This window comes from Kitasatospora sp. NPDC001664, from assembly GCF_053596675.1.
The window spans coordinates 90,091-109,110 of the sequence record NZ_JBSFGS010000009.1 but is presented as its reverse complement, the minus strand read 5'-3'; the positions used below and the strand labels follow the sequence as shown (position 1 = coordinate 109,110).

Annotated in this window: 17 protein-coding genes and 1 tRNA gene; 3 read left to right on the top strand and 15 right to left on the bottom strand. The window is 73.8% G+C overall.

Annotated features, from left to right (window positions below):
* Positions 1-15 precede the first annotated feature (15 nt).
* The 7 genes from ACWCYY_RS14980 to ACWCYY_RS14950 all read right to left on the bottom strand — a co-directional run bounded on the left by ACWCYY_RS14980 (position 16) and on the right by ACWCYY_RS14950 (position 6,813).
* On the bottom strand, positions 16-882 hold the full coding sequence (locus ACWCYY_RS14980; RefSeq protein WP_449796246.1) for a LuxR C-terminal-related transcriptional regulator: 867 nt from the start codon (positions 880-882) through the stop codon (positions 16-18).
* 305 nt (positions 883-1,187) lie between these two features.
* Positions 1,188-2,318 (bottom strand): galactokinase, encoded by a 1,131-nt coding sequence (galK, locus tag ACWCYY_RS14975; protein ID WP_449796245.1) that lies wholly within the window; start codon positions 2,316-2,318, stop codon positions 1,188-1,190.
* Entirely contained in the window at positions 2,315-3,277 is a 963-nt protein-coding gene (gene galE, locus ACWCYY_RS14970) for a UDP-glucose 4-epimerase GalE (RefSeq protein ID WP_345288245.1), read from the bottom strand. The genes galK and galE overlap by 4 nt, the downstream gene beginning before the upstream one ends.
* Positions 3,270-4,364 carry a galactose-1-phosphate uridylyltransferase gene (galT, locus tag ACWCYY_RS14965; RefSeq protein WP_449796244.1) on the bottom strand — a complete coding sequence of 365 codons (1,095 nt, stop codon included), beginning with the start codon at positions 4,362-4,364 and terminating at the stop codon, positions 3,270-3,272. Before galT ends, galE begins: the two co-directional genes overlap by 8 nt.
* A 130-nt stretch (positions 4,365-4,494) precedes the next feature.
* A complete protein-coding gene (locus tag ACWCYY_RS14960) occupies positions 4,495-5,184 on the bottom strand; it encodes a response regulator transcription factor (RefSeq protein WP_345288249.1) in 690 nt (229 codons plus the stop codon).
* 166 nt (positions 5,185-5,350) lie between these two features.
* Positions 5,351-5,423: transfer RNA gene (locus ACWCYY_RS14955), tRNA-Thr, on the bottom strand.
* Positions 5,424-5,505: 82 nt separating this feature from the next.
* The gene (locus tag ACWCYY_RS14950; protein ID WP_449796243.1) at positions 5,506-6,813 is read right to left on the bottom strand and encodes an MFS transporter; all 1,308 of its coding nucleotides are present in this window, start codon (positions 6,811-6,813) and stop codon (positions 5,506-5,508) included.
* Between the two features lie 322 nt (positions 6,814-7,135).
* Here ACWCYY_RS14950 and ACWCYY_RS14945 point away from each other — a divergent pair, with 322 nt between their 5' ends.
* Positions 7,136-8,932, top strand: coding sequence for an FUSC family protein (locus ACWCYY_RS14945; protein WP_449796242.1), 1,797 nt, complete (start codon positions 7,136-7,138; stop codon positions 8,930-8,932).
* Positions 8,933-9,103: 171 nt separating this feature from the next.
* On the opposite strand, the gene ACWCYY_RS14940 is transcribed toward ACWCYY_RS14945, so the two are convergent.
* The 8 genes from ACWCYY_RS14940 to rsmI all read right to left on the bottom strand — a co-directional run bounded on the left by ACWCYY_RS14940 (position 9,104) and on the right by rsmI (position 17,995).
* Entirely contained in the window at positions 9,104-10,906 is a 1,803-nt protein-coding gene (locus ACWCYY_RS14940) for an ABC-F family ATP-binding cassette domain-containing protein (protein WP_449796241.1), read from the bottom strand.
* Positions 10,907-10,988: 82 nt separating this feature from the next.
* On the bottom strand, positions 10,989-11,978 hold the full coding sequence (locus ACWCYY_RS14935) for an aldo/keto reductase (protein WP_449796240.1): 990 nt from the start codon (positions 11,976-11,978) through the stop codon (positions 10,989-10,991).
* Positions 11,979-12,071: 93 nt separating this feature from the next.
* Complete coding sequence (locus ACWCYY_RS14930; RefSeq protein WP_449796239.1) at positions 12,072-12,992, bottom strand: 4-(cytidine 5'-diphospho)-2-C-methyl-D-erythritol kinase; 921 nt, start codon at positions 12,990-12,992, stop codon at positions 12,072-12,074.
* A complete protein-coding gene (rsmA, locus tag ACWCYY_RS14925) occupies positions 12,989-13,882 on the bottom strand; it encodes a 16S rRNA (adenine(1518)-N(6)/adenine(1519)-N(6))-dimethyltransferase RsmA (RefSeq protein WP_449796238.1) in 894 nt (297 codons plus the stop codon). The genes ACWCYY_RS14930 and rsmA overlap by 4 nt, the downstream gene beginning before the upstream one ends.
* 19 nt (positions 13,883-13,901) lie before the next feature.
* On the bottom strand, positions 13,902-14,771 hold the full coding sequence (locus tag ACWCYY_RS14920) for a TatD family hydrolase (RefSeq protein ID WP_449796237.1): 870 nt from the start codon (positions 14,769-14,771) through the stop codon (positions 13,902-13,904).
* The gene (metG, locus tag ACWCYY_RS14915; protein ID WP_449796236.1) at positions 14,771-16,390 is read right to left on the bottom strand and encodes a methionine--tRNA ligase; all 1,620 of its coding nucleotides are present in this window, start codon (positions 16,388-16,390) and stop codon (positions 14,771-14,773) included. Before metG ends, ACWCYY_RS14920 begins: the two co-directional genes overlap by 1 nt.
* An 85-nt stretch (positions 16,391-16,475) precedes the next feature.
* Complete coding sequence (locus tag ACWCYY_RS14910; RefSeq protein ID WP_345288267.1) at positions 16,476-16,886, bottom strand: hypothetical protein; 411 nt, start codon at positions 16,884-16,886, stop codon at positions 16,476-16,478.
* Positions 16,887-17,146: 260 nt separating this feature from the next.
* Positions 17,147-17,995: a 16S rRNA (cytidine(1402)-2'-O)-methyltransferase gene (gene rsmI, locus ACWCYY_RS14905; protein ID WP_345288268.1), complete on the bottom strand. Its 849-nt coding sequence runs from the start codon at positions 17,993-17,995 to the stop codon at positions 17,147-17,149.
* Between the two features lie 130 nt (positions 17,996-18,125).
* Here rsmI and ACWCYY_RS14900 point away from each other — a divergent pair, with 130 nt between their 5' ends.
* A complete protein-coding gene (locus tag ACWCYY_RS14900; protein WP_449796235.1) occupies positions 18,126-18,539 on the top strand; it encodes a VOC family protein in 414 nt (137 codons plus the stop codon).
* Positions 18,540-18,585: 46 nt separating this feature from the next.
* Positions 18,586-19,020: a YdeI/OmpD-associated family protein gene (locus ACWCYY_RS14895; protein ID WP_449796234.1), complete on the top strand. Its 435-nt coding sequence runs from the start codon at positions 18,586-18,588 to the stop codon at positions 19,018-19,020.

The window sequence follows — 19,020 nt, the reverse complement described above, 5'->3', positions numbered from 1 at the left end:
GGCATGGGGGGCCGGTCAGCCGGCGCCGGGGCCTGCGGTCGAGGCGACGGTTGGGGTGGATGGGGTGGTGCGCTGGGGAGGCCCGGACGGTTCGGACGGGCTGACGCCCGCCCGCCGGGCCACGGCCACGGCGGCGAGGGTGGAGTGCACCCCCAGCTTGCCGAGCACGTTCTGCATGTGGGTGCGGACGGTGTGCGGGGAGAGGTACAGCCGCTCCGCGACGGCCTGCCGGCCGAGACCGGCCACCATGCAGCGGAGCACCTCCTCCTCGCGCGGGGTCAGTGTCTCCACCAGCCGCTCGCTCTCCGTCCGGTCCCGCCGGGCGGCGGTCAACTCCCGTACCACGCCGGTGAGCAGGGTCGGCGGGAGGTGCGTCTCGCCGCGCAGGACGCCGCGAATCACGGCCATCAGACGCGGCAGCGAACTGTCCTTCGCGACCCAGCCGCCGGCTCCGGCCTGGAGGGCGCGGACCGCACGGCGCGGGTCGTCCTCGGTGGCCAGCACCACGGCCCGCAGCTCCGAATGACTCCGGGCGGCCCGGGCCAGCAGCAGCAGCCCGTCCGGCGCGGGGCCGGAGGCGGGGCGGGGCACGGTGGCGAGGGGCAGCGGTCCGGGTGGCCGCCGCGGTGCCGGGGCGCGGCCCGGTGGGGCCTCCGGCTCCACCGGCTGGCGCGGCCGCCGCGCGGCGGCGCCGAGGTCGGCGTCGACCAGGATGACGTCGAACGGACGCCCCTCGGTGGCCGCCCGCTCCAGGGCGCGCTCGGCCCCGGCCGCGCTCCCGGCCACACCCACTTCGACATCGGGCTCGGCGGCCAGGGTGGCCGCCAGTGCCTCGGCGAAGATGCGGTGGTCGTCGACCACCAGGACGCGAACCCGCCCCATCGTCGTACCCCCCTGCTCAGGTGCCGACCCCCACCGGTACCGGACTCAGCGTACGGAAGTGGGGGGCGGGTCGGTGGGGGTTTCGTGAAGTTCCGTGGGGCACGGGGGTGGTGGCGCTTCGGACGCACGCGGAGCGCGGTGGCGCGGCGGACGCACGTGGTGATGCCGGGGGCGCGAGGAACTGCGCGGGGCGGGAGGCGGCTCACCTGCAACTGAACCGCCGTCAGCCAGTTGCAGGTGCTGCCGTTCCCCCGCGCGCAGTTCCCCGCGCCCCTGGGGCCTCCGGCCCCGGGGCGCGGCTCCGGTCAGGAGAGGCGGCGGGCTCCGGCGGAGGGGACGGCGGTGAAGGTGCGGGGTTCGGCGTACCCGGCCGCCGCGAAGGCGGCCCGTACGGCGGCCTCGACCTCCGTCAGGAGTCCCTCGCGGACCAGGGCGATGACCGAGCCGCCGAAGCCGCCGCCGGTCATCCGGGCGCCGAGGGCGCCCGCCTCGACCGCGGCCGAGACGGCCAGGTCGGTCTCCGGGCAGGAGACCCGGTAGTCGTCGCGCAGCGAGGCGTGACCCGCCGTCAGCACCGGGCCGAGCGCGGCGAACTCGCCCGCGTCCAGCAGCGCGACCGCCTGCTCCACCCGGGCGTCCTCGGTCACCACGTGGGCGACCAGCGGGGCCAGCTCTTCGGGCAGCCGCTCCAGTGCGCCGGCCAGGCCCTCCGGTGCCAGGTCGCGCAGGGCCGGCAGGCCGAGCAGTGCGGCCGCCTTCTCGCAGCCGGCCCGCAGTTCGGCGTAGGCGCCGTCGGCCAGGTCGTGCTTGACCCGGGTGTCGATCACCAGCAGCCGCAGCCCGTGGGCGGCCAGGTCCAGCGGGACCTGGCGCTGCGTCAGGTCCCGGGTGTCCAGCACCAGGGCGTTGCCCTCGGAGCAGCACATCGAGGCCATCTGGTCCATCACGCCGCACGGGACGCCGACGAAGGCGTTCTCGGCGAACTGCGCCAGCTGCGCCAGGTCGGCGTTGCTCAGCGGCAGGTCGTACAGGTCCCGGTAGGCGGTGGCGACCACGCACTCCAGGGCGGCGGAGGAGGAGAGCCCCGCCCCGCCGGGCACGTCGCTGTCGAACCACAGGTCGGCGCCGCCGACCGGGTGCCCGGCCTCGCGCAGCGCCCAGACCACGCCGGCCGGGTACTTGGCCCAGCCCTCCACGGAGCCGGGGGCGAGCCCCTCGACCTCCAGCTCGGTCACCTGGCCGTCGCCCTGCTCGCTCCAGAGGCGGAGCAGGCCGTCGGTGCGCAGCCGCACGGCCGCACGGGCGGCGTGCGGCAGGGCGATCGGGAGCACGAAACCGTCGTTGTAGTCGGTGTGTTCGCCGATCAGGTTGACGCGGCCGGGGGCCGCCCAGACACCGGTCGGGGCGGCTCCGTGGACGGACTGGAAATCGGTCATGCCTGCTTCTTCTCCAGGGTGAACTGCCAGGCGTCGCGGACGATGTCGTCCAGCTCCGGGCGGCGGGGGGTCCAGCCGAGCGCCTCGTGCGCGCGGGTGGCGGAGGCGACCAGGACGGCCGGGTCGCCGGGGCGGCGGTCGGCGACCACGACCGGGATCTCCCGGCCGGTGACGCGCTTGACAGACTCGATGACCTCGCGGACCGAGAAGCCGCTGCCGTTGCCGAGGTTGCAGATCAGGTGCTCGCCGGGCTTGGCGGCCGCGATCGCCAGCAGGTGGGCCTCGGCCAGGTCCGCGACGTGGATGTAGTCGCGGATGCAGGTGCCGTCCGGGGTCGGGTAGTCCTCGCCGAAGACCGCGATGTGCGGGCGCTGGCCCAGCGCGGCCTGGAAGACCAGCGGGATCAGGTGCGACTCGGGGTCGTGCCGCTCGCCGTAGGCACCGTACGCGCCGGCGACGTTGAAGTAGCGCAGCGAGACCGCGGCGAGGCCGTGGGCGATCGCCTCACTGGTGATCAGGTGGTCCACCGCCAGCTTGGTGGCGCCGTACGCGTTGGTCGGCGCGGTGGCGGCGGTCTCCTTGATCGGGGTCTCGGTCGGCTCGCCGTAGGTGGCGGCGGTGGAGGAGAAGACCAGCTTGCGGACCCCGGCCTTGCGCATCGCGCTGACCAGCTCCAGCGACCCGGCCACGTTGTTGCGCCAGTACTTCTCCGGGTCCGCGACCGACTCTCCGACCTGCGAGGAGGCGGCGAAGTGCAGCACGCCGTCGTAGGAGGAGTCCAGCACCTCGGCGGCGTCCTGGATCCGGCCGCGGACGAACTCGGCGCCCGCCGGGACGCCCTCCAGGAAGCCGGTCGAGAGGTCGTCGAGCACCGTCACCTGGTGGCCGGCCTCCAGCAGGTGCGCGCCGACCACGCTGCCGACGTATCCGGCGCCACCGGTGACCAGGTACTTACCCATGTGTTGCGACCTCCCGCAGGCGGTGTGCCGCCTGTTCCGGCGACACGTCGTTCATGAAAGCGTCCATGCCGGATTCGGTCCCGGCCAGGAACTTGAGCTTGCCTACCGTACGACGGATCGTGAAGAGCTCCAGGTGCAGTGCCAGCTCGTCACGGTGACCGGCCGGCGCCTGGTGCCAGGCGGAGATGTACGGGGTAGGCGCGTCCGTGTCGAAGAGACGGTCGAAGCGGCGCAGCAGTTCCAGGTAGATCCCGGGGAACTCGGCCCGCGCGGCCTCGTCCAGGCCGGTCAGGTCCGGTGTGCGGCGGTTCGGGTAGAGGTGCACCTCGTACGGCCAGCGGGCGGCGAACGGGACGAAGGCCGTCCAGTGCTCGCCCGCCAGCACCACCCTTTCGGGGTGGGCGAGCTGATCGGCGATCAGGTCCTCGAAGAGGTTGCGGCCGGTGGCGGCGCGGTGCGCGGTGGCGGCGGCCGCCGCCTTGGCGGAGCGCGGGGTGACGAACGGGAAGGCGTACACCTGCCCGTGCGGGTGGGCCAGCGTCACGCCGATCTCCACGCCCCGGTTCTCGAAGCAGTACACCTGCTCGATCCCTGGCAGTGCGGAGAGCTCCGCCGTGCGGTCGGTCCAGGCGTCCAGCACCAGCCGGGCCCTGTCCTCGGTGAGGCTCGCGAAGGAGGCGTCGTGCTGCGGGGTGAAGCAGACCACCTCGCAGCGGCCCGCCCCGGGGGCGGTCTCGTGGAAGGCGGTCCGGTCGGTGGCCACGTGCTCGGCGGCCCCCGGGGCCAACGACGGGAAGCGGTTCTCGAAGACCGCGACCTGGTAGTCCGGCGCCGGCACCTCGCTCAGCCGGCCGTCCCTGGACGGGCAGAGCGGGCACTCGTCGGCCGGCGGGTGGTAGGTGCGGCCCTGGCGGTGAGCGGCGACCGTCACGTGGTCGCCGGTGACCGGGTCGCGGCGGATCTCGGACAGCGCGGTGGTGGGCTCCAGCGGACGCAGGTCGCTGTAGTTCCGGTCGGCGGTGCTGCCGTCCGCGTCGAAGTAGATCAGCTCACGGCCGTCGGCAAGCTTGGTGGTGGTCTTCTGCACGGCAACATGGTCGAACAGAACCCAACAAGAGTCAACAGCCAAGGGCGCACGCCCGCGTCGCCGGTGATGGTGATCCCGGGGCGCGGGGAACTGCGCGGACCGGGAGGCGGCCGCCGCCGCTGAGGGCACGTCAGCCCGTTGCACGCGCTCCGGGGCCCGGCGTGATCCGGTCGAGCAGTCCCGTGCGGGCGGCGGTGGCGGTGGCCTCCAGGCGGGTGCGGGCCCCGAGCTTCATCAGGACCCGCTGGACGTGGGTCCGGGCCGTACTGGGGGCGATGCCCATGCCCTCCGCGATGGCGCCGGTGTCCTGGCCCTCGGCGATCCGCAGCAGCACCTGGACCTCACGGCGGGTCAGCGCCCGCAGCAGCCGCACCGCGTCGTCGTCCGGCTCCGCCACCGGTCGCAGCAGCCGCTCGAACGCCCCCTGGAGCACCTCGACCGCGACCGCCGCCTCCCCCGCCCGCACCCGGGCGATGGCCCGCTCGACCACCTCGATCCGCTCGTCGCTGCGGACGTACCCCGCCGCCCCCGCCGCGAACGCCGCCGCCACCCGCCCGGGTTCGCCCACCGGGCCGAGCACCACCACCGCGATCTCCGGCCGGTCCCGCCGCAACCGCCGCACCGGCTCGAAGGCGTCCGGGCCCCCCGGGCCGGCCACGCCGACCAGGCAGACCTCCGGACGGCGCGCCGTCACCAGCTCGCACACCGACCGGGCCGGCGAGCCGATCGCCAGCACCCGGTGCCCGCGCAGCTGCAGGGCCGAGGCCAGTGCCTCGGCGAGCAGCCGGTGGTCGTCGACCACCACGAGCCGAACGCCCACGGCGCCCTCCCAGTCCACGTCCGGCGCACCCCACTCCGCGACCGGCGGGCGGCCGTTGACGCACCATCACAGCGCATCCGGCCCCGGCCCGCCAGAGTGCGCGCAGCCGTGACGCTCCCGGAAACGAAAGAAGGCCCCCGCCGTGACGGCGGGAGCCTTCTGTCCGAGCCCCCATGCGGAATCGAACCGCAGACCTTCTCCTTACCATGGAGACGCTCTACCGACTGAGCTATAGGGGCTTGCCGGTCTTCGTTTCCTTCTGACCGGGCCGGTCGAACGAGGAAGACATTACACGGTGATCGCCCCGCATGTGAAATCCGCTCAGCCGGCCTCCGCCGCGAGGCTCACGGGGCGTACGGCGGCGAGGTCACGCCCCCTGGTCTCGGGCAGCGCCCGGAGTGCGAGCAGCGAGACCACGCCCACCCCGGCGGCGTACCAACCCACCGGTGCGGCGGTCCCGTACTCCGCCGCCAACCGGGTCGCGACCAGCGGCGCGGTCGCTCCGCCGACCACCCCGCCGAGGTTGTAGCTCAGCGCCACCCCCGTGTACCGCAGCCGGGTCGGGAACAGCTCCGGCAGGTACGAGGCGATCGGCCCGAAGAGCAGGCCCAGCGCCGCCATCGCCCCGATCAGCGCCGCCCCCGCGGCCACCGGACGCCGGGTCTCCAGCAGCGGGAAGAGCAGCAGCGACCAGCCCGAGGTGACCGCCGTCGCGGCCAGCAGGGTGAGCCGCCGGCCGAACCGGTCGCCCCAGCCCGCGCTCAGCCACACCGTGCCGGCCATCGCCGCCGAACCGGCCAGCAGCGCCGCCAGGACGAGCCCGCCGGGCATCCCGAGGTCCACCGTGGCGTGGGCCAGCGCGTAGGTCGTGGTCAGGTAGAAGACGGTGTAGCCCACCATGATCGACAGCCCGCCGAGCAGCACCTCCCGCCCGTGCCCGCGCAGCAGCTCCAGCACCGGCACCCGCGGGCGCTCCGGCTGCTCGGCGAAGAGCGGCGACTCCGCCACCTTCAGCCGGACCACCAGCCCGAACGCCACCAGCACGGCGGAGGCCAGGAACGGCACCCGCCAGCCCCAGGAGAGGAAGGCCCCGCGGCTCAGACCCTCGGAGAGCAGCAGGAAGACCGAGTTGGCCAGGAAGAACCCGGCGCAGGGCCCGAGTTGCAGGTAGCCGCCGTACCGGCCGCGGCGCCCGCTCGGCGCGTGCTCGGCCAGCAGCAGCGCGGCCCCGCCCCACTCCCCGCCCAGACCGATCCCCTGACAGAACCTCAGCACCACCAGCAGCACCGGGGCCCACATCCCCCACGCCCCGTACCCGGGCAGCAGCCCGACCAGCGCGGTCGAGACGCCCATCAGCAGCAGTGAGCCGACCAGCGTCGCCTTCCGGCCGAGGCGGTCGCCGTAGTGGCCGAACAGCACCGCCCCGACCGGGCGGGCCAGGAAGGCCACGGCGTAGACGGAGAAGGCGGCGAGCAGGGAGCCGGTGGTGCCGAGGCCGGGGAAGAAGATCTGGCCGAAGACCAGGGCCGCGGCGGTGCCGTAGATGAAGAAGTCGTAGAACTCGATCGTGGTGCCGACCAGCGCGGCGGCGGCGACCCGGCGCAGCGCGGGGGCCTGAGTGGGCGTCATGCCCCCACCCTGGCGGCCGTACGGGTACGCAGAACAGCGGGCAATCGGGTGAAACACGGCAGCGCCCCGCAGGGGCGCGAGGCTCTGCTGATCTGCGGCTCCGCCGCGGGGCGCGCAGGGGAACGGCAGCACCTGCAACTGGCTGACGGCGCTTCAGTTGCAGGTGAGCCGCCTTCCGGACTCGCGCAGTTCCTCGCGCCCCCGGGGTAACCCATAGGCTGGCGTCGTGGGTGAGCAAGGGTCGGCTTCGTGGTGGGCGCATGCGGCCAGGACGGGGCGGCCGCCGGTGCCGTGGGGGCTGATGGTGCGCGGGGCGGCGGGGATGGGGACCCCGTTGGCGCTCGGGTTGCTGACCGGGCGGCTGGACCTCGGGGTGTACGCCGGGCTCGGGGCGATGCACGCGACCATGAACGACCGGGACGAGCCCGCCGGGCTGCGGGTGCCGAGGATCGCCGGTGCGGTGGGGGCTTCCGCGCTGGGGATGCTGACCGGCGCCGCGCTGCAGCACTTCGGGGCCCCCACCGCCCTCGCCGCCGTGGTGCTGACCGTGCTCGCCTTCGCCTCCGGTGCCCTGAGCGCGACCGGCCCGCGCGGCTCCGGCGCCGGCATGCTGCTGCTGGTCTCGGCCACCCTCGGCGCCGGGATGCCGCTCGCCGCCCCGTGGTGGGCCGCCGCCCCGACCATGCTGCTGGGCGCCGCGTACGTGGTGCTGCTCGGCGCGCTGCACCGCTCCTCCCGCCCCGCCGCGGACCCGCGCCGCCGCGCCCTGGCCGCCGCCTTCGCCGCCCTCGGCACCACCCTCGCCGACCTCGGCACCCCGCGCGGCGCCGGCTCCCGCCAGGTCCTCACCGCCCGGCTCAACCAGCTCCAGGACCTCCTGCCACCCGCCCGGACGGGCCGTCAGGAACCGGAGCGGGTGCGGCGGCTGCGCACCCTGTACGAGGCGACCCTGGCCGTCACCGAGACCGCCAGCGGCCTGCTCTGGGCCTGGCGGCCGGTGCCCGCCGAGGTGGCGGAGCTGCCCGGACGGCTGGCCGCCGCCGTGCTCGGCGCCGGTCCGCCGCCCCCGTACCCCGCCTGGGAGCCCGACACCCCGGCGCTGCGCGCGCTGGACGCCGCGCTGCGCGACCTCACCGAGGCGGTGGCCGGACGGCCGGTGGCCCTGGGCACCGCGCCCGCCCCTCCCCCGGACCCGTGGCGGCTGCGGGCCGGACTGCTCTCGCCCGCCTCGGTCCGCTACGGGCTGCGGGTGGCGCTCTGCATCGCGGTGGCCTCGCTGCTCACCGCCGGGGTGCCGCTCAGCCGGGGCTACTGGGTGCCGATGACGGTGGCCTTCGTGCTCAAGCCGGACCTGGGCTCGGTCTTCCAACGGGCCGTCAGCCGCTCGGTCGGCACCGTGCTGGGCGTCGCGGTGACCGCCGGGCTGCTCTCGCTGACCTCGTCCGAGTGGGGGCTGGCGGCGATCGCCGCGCTCTGCGTCGCGCTGCTGCCGTACTCGCTGGGCGTCCACTACGGGCTGAACGCGGCGGTGATGACGCCGATGGCGCTGATCCTGGTGCAGCTCGGCGGCGAGCCGGGCACCGAGGAGCTCTGGCCCCGGGTCCTCGACACCGCGCTGGCCAGTGCCATCGTGCTGGTCTTCGGCTACCTGCTCTGGCCGGAACGGCCACAGCACCGGATCGAACCCCGGCTGGTCGCGGCCGCCACCGCCGTCCGGGCCTACCTGGCCTCGGTGGTGGACGACGGGCCGCCGGTGGCCGAGGTCTGGCTGCGGCGCACCGCGTACCGCGCGCTCGCGGACGCCCGGCAGGAGGTGCAGCACGGGCTCACCGAACCACCCCCGAACGGACGCCTGGCCTCCCGGTGGCTGCCCGCCACCGCCGCCCTGGAACGGCTCTCCGGCGCCGTCGCCGCGTACGGCGCCCAGATCCGCTACGGGGGCCGGGCCCCCGACCCCGCGGAGGCCGCCCGCGTCTTCGAGGCCCTCGACCGCCTCACCGCCGCCGCCCGCGGCCACCGCCCCCCGGGCGGCCAGGCCGTCCGGCCCACCGAACCGCACGACCCGGCGCTCAGCGCCCTGGCCCGCGCCGCGAACGAACTCGACGCGCTACTGGCCTAGGCGCGAGGAACGGACGTGGTGAGGCCAGGGGCGCGAGGAACTGCGCGAACCGGAAGGCGGCCCACCGGCAACTGAACCACCATCAGCCAGTTGCACGTGCTGCCGTTCCCCCGCGCGCAGTTCCTCGCGCCCCCGGGGCAACCACGGACGTTCCCCGCGCCGCCGGTTGTGTCAGACGTCTTCGGCCAGTTCGAGCCAGGCCATCTCCAGCTCCTCCTTGTCCTCGCGGACCTTGCGCAGCTGCGCGTCCAGCTCGGCGACCTTGGAGAAGTCGGCCGCGTGCTCGGCCAGTTGGGTGTGCAGCTTGGACTCCTGCTGGTCCAGCTTGGCGATCTGGCGCTCCAGCTTCTGCATCTCCTTCTTGGCCGCCCGGGTGTCCCCCGCGGGCTTGGCCGCGGTCACCGGGGCCTGGACGGCCGAGGCGGCGGCGGCCTGCTCGGCCATCCGGGTCCGCCGCTCCAGGTACTCGTCGACGCCGTTGGGGAGCATCCGCAGCCGCTGGTCGCCGAGCAGGGCGTGCACCGTGTCGGTGGTGCGCTCGATGAAGAAGCGGTCGTGGGAGATGACGATCATCGAGCCGGGCCAGCCGTCGAGGAGGTCCTCCAGCTGGTTGAGGGTCTCGATGTCGAGGTCGTTGGTGGGCTCGTCGAGGAAGAGCACGTTGGGCTCGTCCATCAGCAGCCGGAGCAGCTGCAGGCGGCGGCGCTCACCACCGGACAGGTCCCCGACCGGGGTCCACTGCTTGTCCTTGCCGAAGCCGAACTGCTCGCAGAGCTGACCGGCGCTCATCTCCCGGCCCTTGCCCAGGTCGACCCGGCCGCGGACCTGCTCGACGGCCTGGAGCACCCGGGTGGCCGGGTCCAGCTCGGCGATCTCCTGGGAGAGGTACGCCAGCCGGACGGTCTTGCCGACCTTGATGACGCCCGACGCGGGCTGCACGTCGCCCTCGGTGGCGTACGCGGCCTGCATGGCGCGCAGCAGCGAGGTCTTGCCGGCGCCGTTGACGCCGAGCAGGCCGATCCGGTCGCCGGGGCCGAGGTTCCAGGTGAGGTTCTCCAGCAGCAGCTTGGGGCCGGCCTTGACCGTCACGTCCTCCAGCTCGAAGACCGTACGGCCCAGGCGCGCGTTGGCGAACTTCATCAGCTCGCTCTTGTCGCGGGGCTCCGGCACGTCGGCGATCAGGGCGTTGGCCGCCTCGATCCGGTAGCGCGGCTTGGAGGTGCGGGCGGGGGCGCCGCGGCGCAGCCAGGCCAGCTCCTTGCGGGCCAGGTTCTGCCGCTTCTGCTCCTCGGTGGCCTCGATCCGGGAGCGCTCGGCGCGGGCGAAGACGTAGTCGGAGTAGCCGCCCTCGTACTCGCGGACCTCGCCGCGCTGGACGTCCCACATCCGGGTGCAGACCTGGTCCAGGAACCAGCGGTCGTGGGTCACGCAGACCAGCGCGGAGCGGCGGTTCTGCAGGTGCTGGGCGAGCCAGGCGATGCCCTCGACGTCCAGGTGGTTGGTGGGCTCGTCGAGGACGATCAGGTCGTGCTCGCCGAGCAGCAGCTGGGCCAGCGCGATCCGGCGGCGCTCGCCACCGGAGAGCGGGCCGATCACGGTGTCCAGGCCGTCGGCGAAACCGGGCAGGTCGAGGCCGCCGAACAGGCCCTGGATGATGTCGCGGATGCGGGCGTCGCCGAGCCACTCGTGGTCGGCCCGGTCGGCGATCACCTCGTGCCGGATGGTGGCCTTCGGGTCCAGCGAGTCGTGCTGGGTGAGCACCGCCATCTGCAGGCCGCCGGAGTGGGTGATCCGCCCGCTGTCCGGCTCCTCCAACTTGGCCAGCATCCGGATCAGGGTGGTCTTGCCGTCACCGTTGCGGCCGACGACGCCGATCCGGTCGCCCTCGCTGACGCCGAGGCTGACCCCGTCGAGCAGGGCCCGGGTGCCGTAGACCTTGCTGACGGACTCGATGGTGGCGAGGTTGACGGCCACTGCTGCGCGCTCCTGAGCTAGGGACAGTCCCGGAGTACGCCTCCGGGACCTGTCCAGCCTAGTCGAGCGGCCGTCGGTGCCCTCAGTGAGCGGCGTCCAGCCGGGCCCGCTGATCCTCCGTCAGCTCCAGGTCGAGGGCGGCCAGGCTCTCGTCCAGCTGGGCCACCGAGGAGGCGCCGGTCAGCGGGATCACCGGGACCTCGCCGCCGAGCAGCCAGGCCAGCACCACCTGGTTGTGGGTGGCACCGGTCTCCTTCGCGACCTGGTCCAGCACCGCGCTCCGGGCCCGGGTGCCGGCGTGGTCGAAGGACGGGTCCAGCGGCTTGGCCGTCTCGTTGCCGTAACTGCCGCCCAGCAGCGGGGAGTAGGCGACCATCGCCAGCTCCGGGTTGGCCCGGACGTAGGAGAGCAGGTCGCCGACCACCACACCCGCGTCGCCGTCCGGGGAGAGCGGGCTGGGGCGGTCGGCCCGGCGGCGGAAGTAGCTGTGGCTGTACTGGAGGACCTCGTACCCGGCCAGGCCGCGCGCGGCCGCCAGGTTGCGGGCCCGTTCGACCTGCCAGGACCAGTGGTTGCTGACGCCCAGCAGGCCGACCGTGCCCTCCGCCACCAGCTCGCCGAAGGCGCCCACCGTCTCGGCGAGCTCCACCGTCGGGTCCTGGACGTGGGCGTAGAGCAGGTCCAGCTTCTCCACCCCGAGCCGCTGCCGGCTCTCCTCGGCCTCCTGCCGGATCGCCGCCGCCGACAGGCCCTCGCGGTTCTCCACGTAGCCGGTGCCGGCCGCCTTCGGGCGGGCGCCCAGCTTGGTGGCGATCACCACCTCGTCGGTGATGCCGCGGCTGCGCCGCCAGTTGCCGAGCACCCGCTCGCTGGCGCCGCCCCGGCTGCCGTCCAGCCAGTAGGCGTAGTTGTTGGCGGTGTCGACGAAGGTGCCGCCGGCCTCGACGAAGCGGTCCAGCACCGCGAAGGCGGTGGCCTCGTCGGTGCGGGTGCCGAACAGCATCGCGCCCAGGCTGAGGACGCTGACCTCACGGCGGTGCTGCGGGTCGGTGCCGATGGTGCGGTAGCGCATGGCGGAGCTCTCCCCGTTCTCACGGCCCGTCAGCTACGGGCCCGTGTGAACGAGTCTGGAAGCTGGAGCGCGCTCCAGGTCAACAGGCGGAGGTCAGGCAGAGGTCTGGACCGCCGCCCCCGGGACCGGGCCGTGGGTGACGTGCGCGGCCCGGCAGGTGCCGGAGTCGCGCAGGGCCCGGGCAATGCCCTCGGCCGCCTCCGCGTCCTTGGCCAGGAAGGCGGTGGTCGGGCCGGACCCGGAGACCAGCGCGGCCAGCGCGCCCGCCTCGGTGCCCGTCCGCAGGGTCGCGGCCAGCGAGGGGCGCAGCGAGACGGCGGCGGCCTGGAGGTCGTTGGCCAGCGCCCCGGCCAGGGCCGTCGGGTCGCCGTCGGCCAGGGCGGCGAGCAGCGCCGGGTCGGCGTCGGGGGTGGTCACCTCCTCCTCGGTGAAGCCCGTCCCCGCCTCGGCCCGCAGCCGATCGCACTCGCGGAACACCGCCGGGGTGGACAGGCCCCCGTCGGCCACCGCGAAGACCCAGTGGAAGGTGCCCTCGACCGGCAGCGGGGTCAGGATCTCGCCCCGGCCCCGGCCCAGCGCCACCCCGCCGAGCAGCGCGAACGGCACGTCCGAGCCCAGCTCGGCGGCCAGCTCGTGCAGCACCTCGGCGGGGGTGTCCAGCTTCCACAGCGCGTCGCAGGCCACCAGCGCGGCGGCCCCGTCGGCACTGCCGCCGGCCATGCCGCCGGCCACCGGGATGGCCTTCTCGATGTGCAGCGCGACGTTCGCCTCGATGCCGTGGTGGGCGGCCAGCGCGTACGCCGCCCGGGCGGCGAGGTTGGAGTCGTCCAGCGGCACCTGGTCCGAGCCGGGGCCCTCGCAGGTCAGCGTGACGCCCTCGCCCTGACGGGCCGTCACCAGGTCGCCGAGGGCGACCGCGAAGAACACGTTGGCCAGGTCGTGGAAGCCGTCCGGGCGCAGACCGCCCACGCCCAGCTGCACGTTGACCTTGGCGGGCACCCGTACGGTGATCACTGGGCGGCCTCCGCCTTCGGCTTGTGCTCGGCGATCGCCGCGAACTGTTCCACCGTCAGCATCTCGCCGCGCAGGGTGTGGTCGATGCCCGCCCCGCGCAGCGCCTCCTCGGCGGCGGCCGGCGAGCCGGCCCAGCCGGCCAGCGCGGCCCGCAGGGTCTTGCGGCGCTGCGCGAAGGCCGCGTCCACCACGGCGAAGACCTCCTGCCGGGTGGCGGTGGTCTTCGGCGGCTCGCGGCGGATCAGCGAGACCAGACCCGAGTCGACGTTCGGCGCGGGCCAGAACACGTTGCGGCCGATGGCGCCGGCCCGCTTCACGTCCGCGTACCAGTTGGCCTTCACGGACGGGACGCCGTAGACCTTGTTGCCCGGCTTGGCGGCGAGGCGGTCGGCGACCTCGCTCTGCACCATCACCAGGGTGCGCTCGATGCTCGGGAAGGTGGCCAGCATGTGCAGCAGCACCGGGACGGCCACGTTGTAGGGGAGGTTGGCCACCAGCGCGGTGGGCGGCGGGCCCGGCAGCTCGGTGACCTCCATCGCGTCGCTGAGCACCAGGTCGAAGCGGTCGGCCCGCTCCGGCATCCGGGCCCGGACGGTGGTCGGCAGGTGCTGCGCCAGCAGCGGGTCGATCTCCACCGCCGTGACGTGCTCCGCCACCTCCAGCAGCGCCAGCGTCAGCGAGCCCAGCCCCGGCCCGACCTCCACCACCGCGTCCTCGGCCGTCACCCCGCCCGCCCGGACGATCCGCCGCACGGTGTTCCCGTCGATGACGAAGTTCTGCCCGCGCTGCTTGGTCGGCTTCACCCCGAAGGCGGCGGCCAGCTCGCGGATGTCCGCGGCGCCCAGCAGGTGGGTGGTGTCGGGGGCGGTGGGTTCTTCGGTGCTGCTCACCCGGCAAGGATACGGGCGATCAGTAGCCGAAGGCGCGGGCCGTGTTGGCGGCGATGGCGGTGGCGAGCTCGTCCTCGTGCAGGCCCAGGGTGTCGGCCATCGAGCGGAGGGTGACCGGGATGAGGTACGGGGCGTTGGGGCGGCCGCGGTAGGGGTGGGGGGTGAGGAAGGGCGCGTCGGTCTCGATCAGGACGCGGTCGAGGGGGGTGACGGCGAGGGCGTCGCGCAGGGGCTGGTTGGCCTTGAAGGTGACGGGGCCGGCGAAGGAGAGGTACCAGCCGTGCTCGGCGCAGACCTTGGCCATGGCGGCGTCGCCGGAGTAGCAGTGGAAGACGGTGCGCTCGGGGGCGCCCTCCTCCAGCAGGACGGAGATGACGTCCTCGTGGGCGTCGCGGTCGTGGATGACCAGCGCCTTGCCGTGCCGCTTGGCGATCTCGATGTGGCGGCGGAAGGACTCCTTCTGGATGTCCACGCCCTCGGGGCCGGTGCGGAAGTAGTCCAGGCCGGTCTCGCCGACGGCGAGCACCTGCGGGAGGGCGGCCAGCGCGTCGATCTCGGCCAGGGCGGCTTCCAGGGCGGGCGAGCCGCCGGGGGTCCGGCGCTGGCCGGACCACCCGTCGGGGTCGCCGAGGACGAGGCGGGGCGCCTCGTTGGGGTGCAGCGCGACGGCCGCGTGGACCTGCTCGAACTCCGCCGCCAGCTCGGCGGCCCAGCGGGAGCCGGGCACGTCGCAGCCGACCTGCACGACCGTGGTCACCCCGACCGCGGCGGCCTTGGCCAGGCCCTCCGCGGGGGTGCCGGACTGCATGTCCAGGTGGGTGTGCGAGTCGGCCACCGGCACCGCGAGCGGTGCCGGCAGCGGCGGCGGGGTCGAGCGGTCGTCGGCCATCAGGCTGCGGGCTTCTCTTCCAGGCGGGGGAACAGGATGTCGCCCTTGACCACGGTGGCGCCGGCGGGCAGCCGGCCCCAGTCCGCGACGGTGGCGATGGTCTGCTCGGCGAGCGCGCCGAGCGACTCCTCCGCGCCGAGCGAGTCCCAGAGCTTCTGGGCGGTGACCGGCATCAGCGGGTTGAGCAGCACGGCGGTGGCCCGGAGCGCCTCGGCGGCGGTGTAGAGGATGGTGGCGAGACGGGCCTGCCCCTCGGCGGACTCGTCCTTGGCGACCTTCCACGGCTCCTGCTCGGTGAGGTAGCCGTTGACCTGCTTGATGAACTCGAAGACGGCCGCGATGCCGCCAGCGAAGTCCAGCTCCTCGCCGATCTTCTGGTCGGCGGCCTGAGTGGCCGTCACCAGTCCGGCCGCGACGGCGGCTTCGGCCTCGCCGGCCGCCGTGGCGGCGGGGAGCTTCCCGTCGAAGTACTTGCCGACCATGGCCGCCACCCGGGAGGCCAGGTTGCCGAAGTCGTTGGCCAGCTCGGAGGTGTACCGGGCGGAGAAGTCCTCCCAGGAGAACGAGCCGTCGGTGCCGAACGGGATGGCCCGCAGGAAGTAGTAGCGGTAGGCGTCCACGCCGAAGTGCGAGGTCAGGTCCTGCGGGGAGATGCCGGTCAGGTTCGACTTGGACATCTTCTCGCCGCCGACCATCAGCCAGCCGTTGGCGACGACCCGCTTGGGCAGCGGCAGCCCGGCGGCCATCAGCATGGCCGGCCAGATCACCGCGTGGAAGCGCAGGATGTCCTTGCCGACCAGGTGCACCGAGGCGGGCCAGAGCTCGGCGAAGCGCTCCGGGTCGGAGCCGTAGCCGGCGGCGGTGATGTAGTTCTGGAGCGCGTCGACCCAGACGTAGAGGACGTGCTTCTCGTCCCAGGGCAGCGGGACGCCCCAGTTGAAGGTGGAGCGGGAGATCGACAGGTCCTTGAGGTCCTGCTCGACGAAGCGGAGCACCTCGTTGCGGGCCGAGGCGGGCTGGATGAAGTCCGGGTTGGCCGCGTAGAACTCCAGCAGCTGCGGGCCGTAGGCGGAGAGCCGGAAGAAGTAGTTCTCCTCCTCCAGCCACTCGACCGGGCGCTTGTGCACCGGGCAGAGCTTCTCGTCCTCGGTGGCACCGGGGAGCAGCTCGCCGGGGAGCTTGTACTCCTCGCAGCCCACGCAGTACGGGCCGGAGTAGCCGCCCTTGTAGATCTCGCCCTTGTCGAACAGGTCCTGGACGAACTCCTGGACCCGGTCGGTGTGGCGCTTCTGGGTGGTGCGGATGAAGTCGTCGTTGGCCACGTTCAGGTGCTGCCAGAGCGGCTTCCACTCCTGCTCGACCAGCCGGTCGCACCACTCCTGCGGGGTCACGCCGTTGGCGTCCGCCGTCCGCATGATCTTCTGGCCGTGCTCGTCGGTACCGGTCAGGTACCACACCTTCTCGCCGCGCTGGCGGTGCCAGCGGGTGAGGACGTCCCCGGCGACGGTGGTGTACGCGTGGCCCAGGTGCGGGCGATCGTTCACGTAGTAGATCGGGGTGGTGACGTAGTAGGCCGAGTTCGATGCCTCGGTGGTGCTGTGCTCTGCAGTGGCCGCCATGGCCGAAATCTTAGCGGCGCGAAGGAACCACCCTCGACTCGTTAAAGCCGGGGGTGGTTCCGGGACGGGGGACGGCTCCGGAGGGTCAGGCGGCGCGGCCGAAGAGCGAGCGCAGCCAGGTGCGGAAGGAGCGGTGCGGGAGCCTGGTCACCGTACGCTCGGGCTCGGCGTGCGAGGCGTAGCCGGGCGAGGAGTGCCAGTTGTGCTCGGCGGTGGCCACCCGGCCCTCGCGCATGATCCGCACGGTGTGGCCGCCGCAGCCGGGGCAGGTGGGCTTGAGCAGCGGGGACGGGACCCGGACGCCGTTCGCGTGGTACTCGATCAGGGTCGAGCCGTCGCGCGCGGTGTGGTGCTCGATCCGGTACCCCTGCTCCCAGCCGTAGCCGCAGCTGAGGCAGGCGAAGGAGTACGCCTCGTGGACGACCTCCACCGGGACGTGCTTGGTGAACTGCGTGCTGGCCGGGGTGGTGGTCGGGGTGCCGATCGTGTCGCTCATGGCCGTCTCCCAGCGCCCGCCGGGCGCTCGCCCGGCTCGGGTCTTTCCATCTCAGGGAATGCCCGGGGCCCGTGCTCCGCCAACCGGCTTGCCGAACCTTGGTGCCGATTTGGAGAGCCTTGTACGACAAGCGGGTGAAAGCTTCAACGAGCCTTGGCTTTACCCAGTGCTCCCTCCACGGTACGCGCCCGGGAACGTCGCTGCTCAGCCACCGTTTGTGCGCTGTTCGCGCGCCCCCCGGCGCTCGCCGGCAGCGCGGTTCAACCGGCGTGCTTGGCGGCCACCACGGCGTCGAAGACCTCGCGCTTGGGCAGCCCCAGTTCGGCCGCCACCGAGGCGATGGCCTCCTTGCGGCGCTCCCCCGCGGCCTCCTCGCGCAGGGCCACCAGCCGGGCCAGCTCGGCCGGGGTGTGCTCCTGCGGCGGGGCCGGCGGGGCGCCCGCCACCACCACGGTGATCTCGCCCTTGACGCCCTCCGCCGCCCAGGCGGCCAGCTCGGCCAGCGGGCCGCGCCTGACCTCCTCGTAGGTCTTGGTGAGCTCGCGGCAGACCGCGGCCGGGCGGTCGGCGCCGAGAGCCTCGGCCATCGCGGCCAGCGCCTCGGCGATCCGGTGCGGGGCCTCGAAGAAGACCATGGTGCGGGGCTCGGCCTTGAGCTCGGCCAGGGTGCGGGCCCGGTCGCCGTTCTTGCGGGGCAGGAAGCCCTCGAAGGTGAAGCGGTCCACCGGCAGGCCGGACAGGGCCAGGGCGGTCAGCACGGCCGAGGGGCCGGGCACCGCGGTGACCTTGATGCCGGCCGCCACCGCCGCGTCCACCAGGCGGTAGCCCGGGTCGGAGACGGAGGGCATCCCGGCGTCCGTCACCAGCAGCACCCGGGAGCCGTTCTTCAGCGCCTCCACCAGCTCGGGAGTGCGGCCGACCTCGTTCCCCTCGAAGTAGGAGACCACCCGCCCGGTGGGCTCCACCCCGAGCGCCTGGGTCAGCCGGCGCAGCCGCCGGGTGTCCTCGGCGGCGATCACGTCGGCCGAGCCGAGCTCGGTCAGCAGCCGGGGCGGCGCGTCCGCCACGTCGCCGATGGGGGTTCCTGCAAGCACCAGTACGCCAGTCACCCGCCCATCCTCCCAGACCCGGGGAGAGCGGTCAGGAATGGAGAAGCACCGGTGGCCGGGTGGCCCTTAGCGTGGAGATCACGGCAAGCAGCACGGCAAGCAGCACACGACCTCACCGAGGAGAAACACCATGAAGGCTCACGTCAGCTCGATCCTGCTCGGCGTCCGGGACATGGACCGGGCCAAGGAGTTCTACACCGAGGGCCTCGGCTGGAAGATCAAGAACGACTTCGGCATCTCGGTCTTCTTCGAGTCGGACGGCGCCTCGCCGGTCGGCTTCTACGGCCGCGAGGGCCTGGCCGACCTGGTGGGCACCTCCGCCGAGGGCAGCGGCTTCAGCGGGCTGGTGCTGACCTACGTGGTGCGCAGCGAGGCCCGGGTCGACGAGGTGATGGCCGAGGCCGCCAAGGCCGGCGCCACCGTCCTCAAGCCGGCCGGGGCGCTGCCCTGGGGCGGCTACGGCGGCACCTTCGCCGACCCGGACGGCTACGTCTGGAGCCTCGGCTACAGCGCCCAGGGCGAGGACCAGCCGTACGCCGAATAGCCCTCGCCCCGCCACCCGAACCGACACCGCGTCAGGAGTACGGACCATGAAGTTCCTCGCCACCGTCGAACCGCCCGAGCCCATGCGGGGGCTGGAGGTGCCGCCCGAGGTGGTGGCGGCGCTCGGCGGGGGCGCCCGGCCGCCGGTGGTGATCACGGTCGAGGGGCACTCCTGGCGCAGCCGGGTGGCCGTCCTGCGCGGCCGTCACCTGCTCGGGCTCAGCAACGCCAACCGGCGGGCGGCGGGCGTGGAGATCGGCGAGGAGGTCGAGGTGGAGCTGGAGCTCGACACCGAACCGCGGACGGTCGAGCTGCCGGACGACTTCGCCGCGGCGCTGGACGCCGAGCCGGCCGCCCGCGCCGCGTACGACCTGCTCACCGACAGCCGCAAGCGCCAGCACGTCCGCACGGTCGAGGGCGCCAAGAAGCCCGAGACCCGGCGGAGTCGGATCGAGAAGGCCGTCGCCACCCTGCGCGGCTGA

Coding starts and splice junctions, on each gene's coding strand:
- ACWCYY_RS14980 (WP_449796246.1), bottom strand. CDS start 882: ATGGGGCGGGTTCGCGTCCTGGTGGTCGACGACCACCGCATCTTCGCC.
- galK (WP_449796245.1), bottom strand. CDS start 2,318: ATGACCGATTTCCAGTCCGTCCACGGAGCCGCCCCGACCGGTGTCTGG.
- galE (WP_345288245.1), bottom strand. CDS start 3,277: ATGGGTAAGTACCTGGTCACCGGTGGCGCCGGATACGTCGGCAGCGTG.
- ACWCYY_RS14950 (WP_449796243.1), bottom strand. CDS start 6,813: ATGACGCCCACTCAGGCCCCCGCGCTGCGCCGGGTCGCCGCCGCCGCG.
- ACWCYY_RS14945 (WP_449796242.1), top strand. CDS start 7,136: ATGGGGACCCCGTTGGCGCTCGGGTTGCTGACCGGGCGGCTGGACCTC.
- ACWCYY_RS14935 (WP_449796240.1), bottom strand. CDS start 11,978: ATGCGCTACCGCACCATCGGCACCGACCCGCAGCACCGCCGTGAGGTC.
- ACWCYY_RS14920 (WP_449796237.1), bottom strand. CDS start 14,771: ATGGCCGACGACCGCTCGACCCCGCCGCCGCTGCCGGCACCGCTCGCG.
- metG (WP_449796236.1), bottom strand. CDS start 16,390: ATGGCGGCCACTGCAGAGCACAGCACCACCGAGGCATCGAACTCGGCC.
- ACWCYY_RS14910 (WP_345288267.1), bottom strand. CDS start 16,886: ATGAGCGACACGATCGGCACCCCGACCACCACCCCGGCCAGCACGCAG.
- ACWCYY_RS14900 (WP_449796235.1), top strand. CDS start 18,126: ATGAAGGCTCACGTCAGCTCGATCCTGCTCGGCGTCCGGGACATGGAC.
- ACWCYY_RS14895 (WP_449796234.1), top strand. CDS start 18,586: ATGAAGTTCCTCGCCACCGTCGAACCGCCCGAGCCCATGCGGGGGCTG.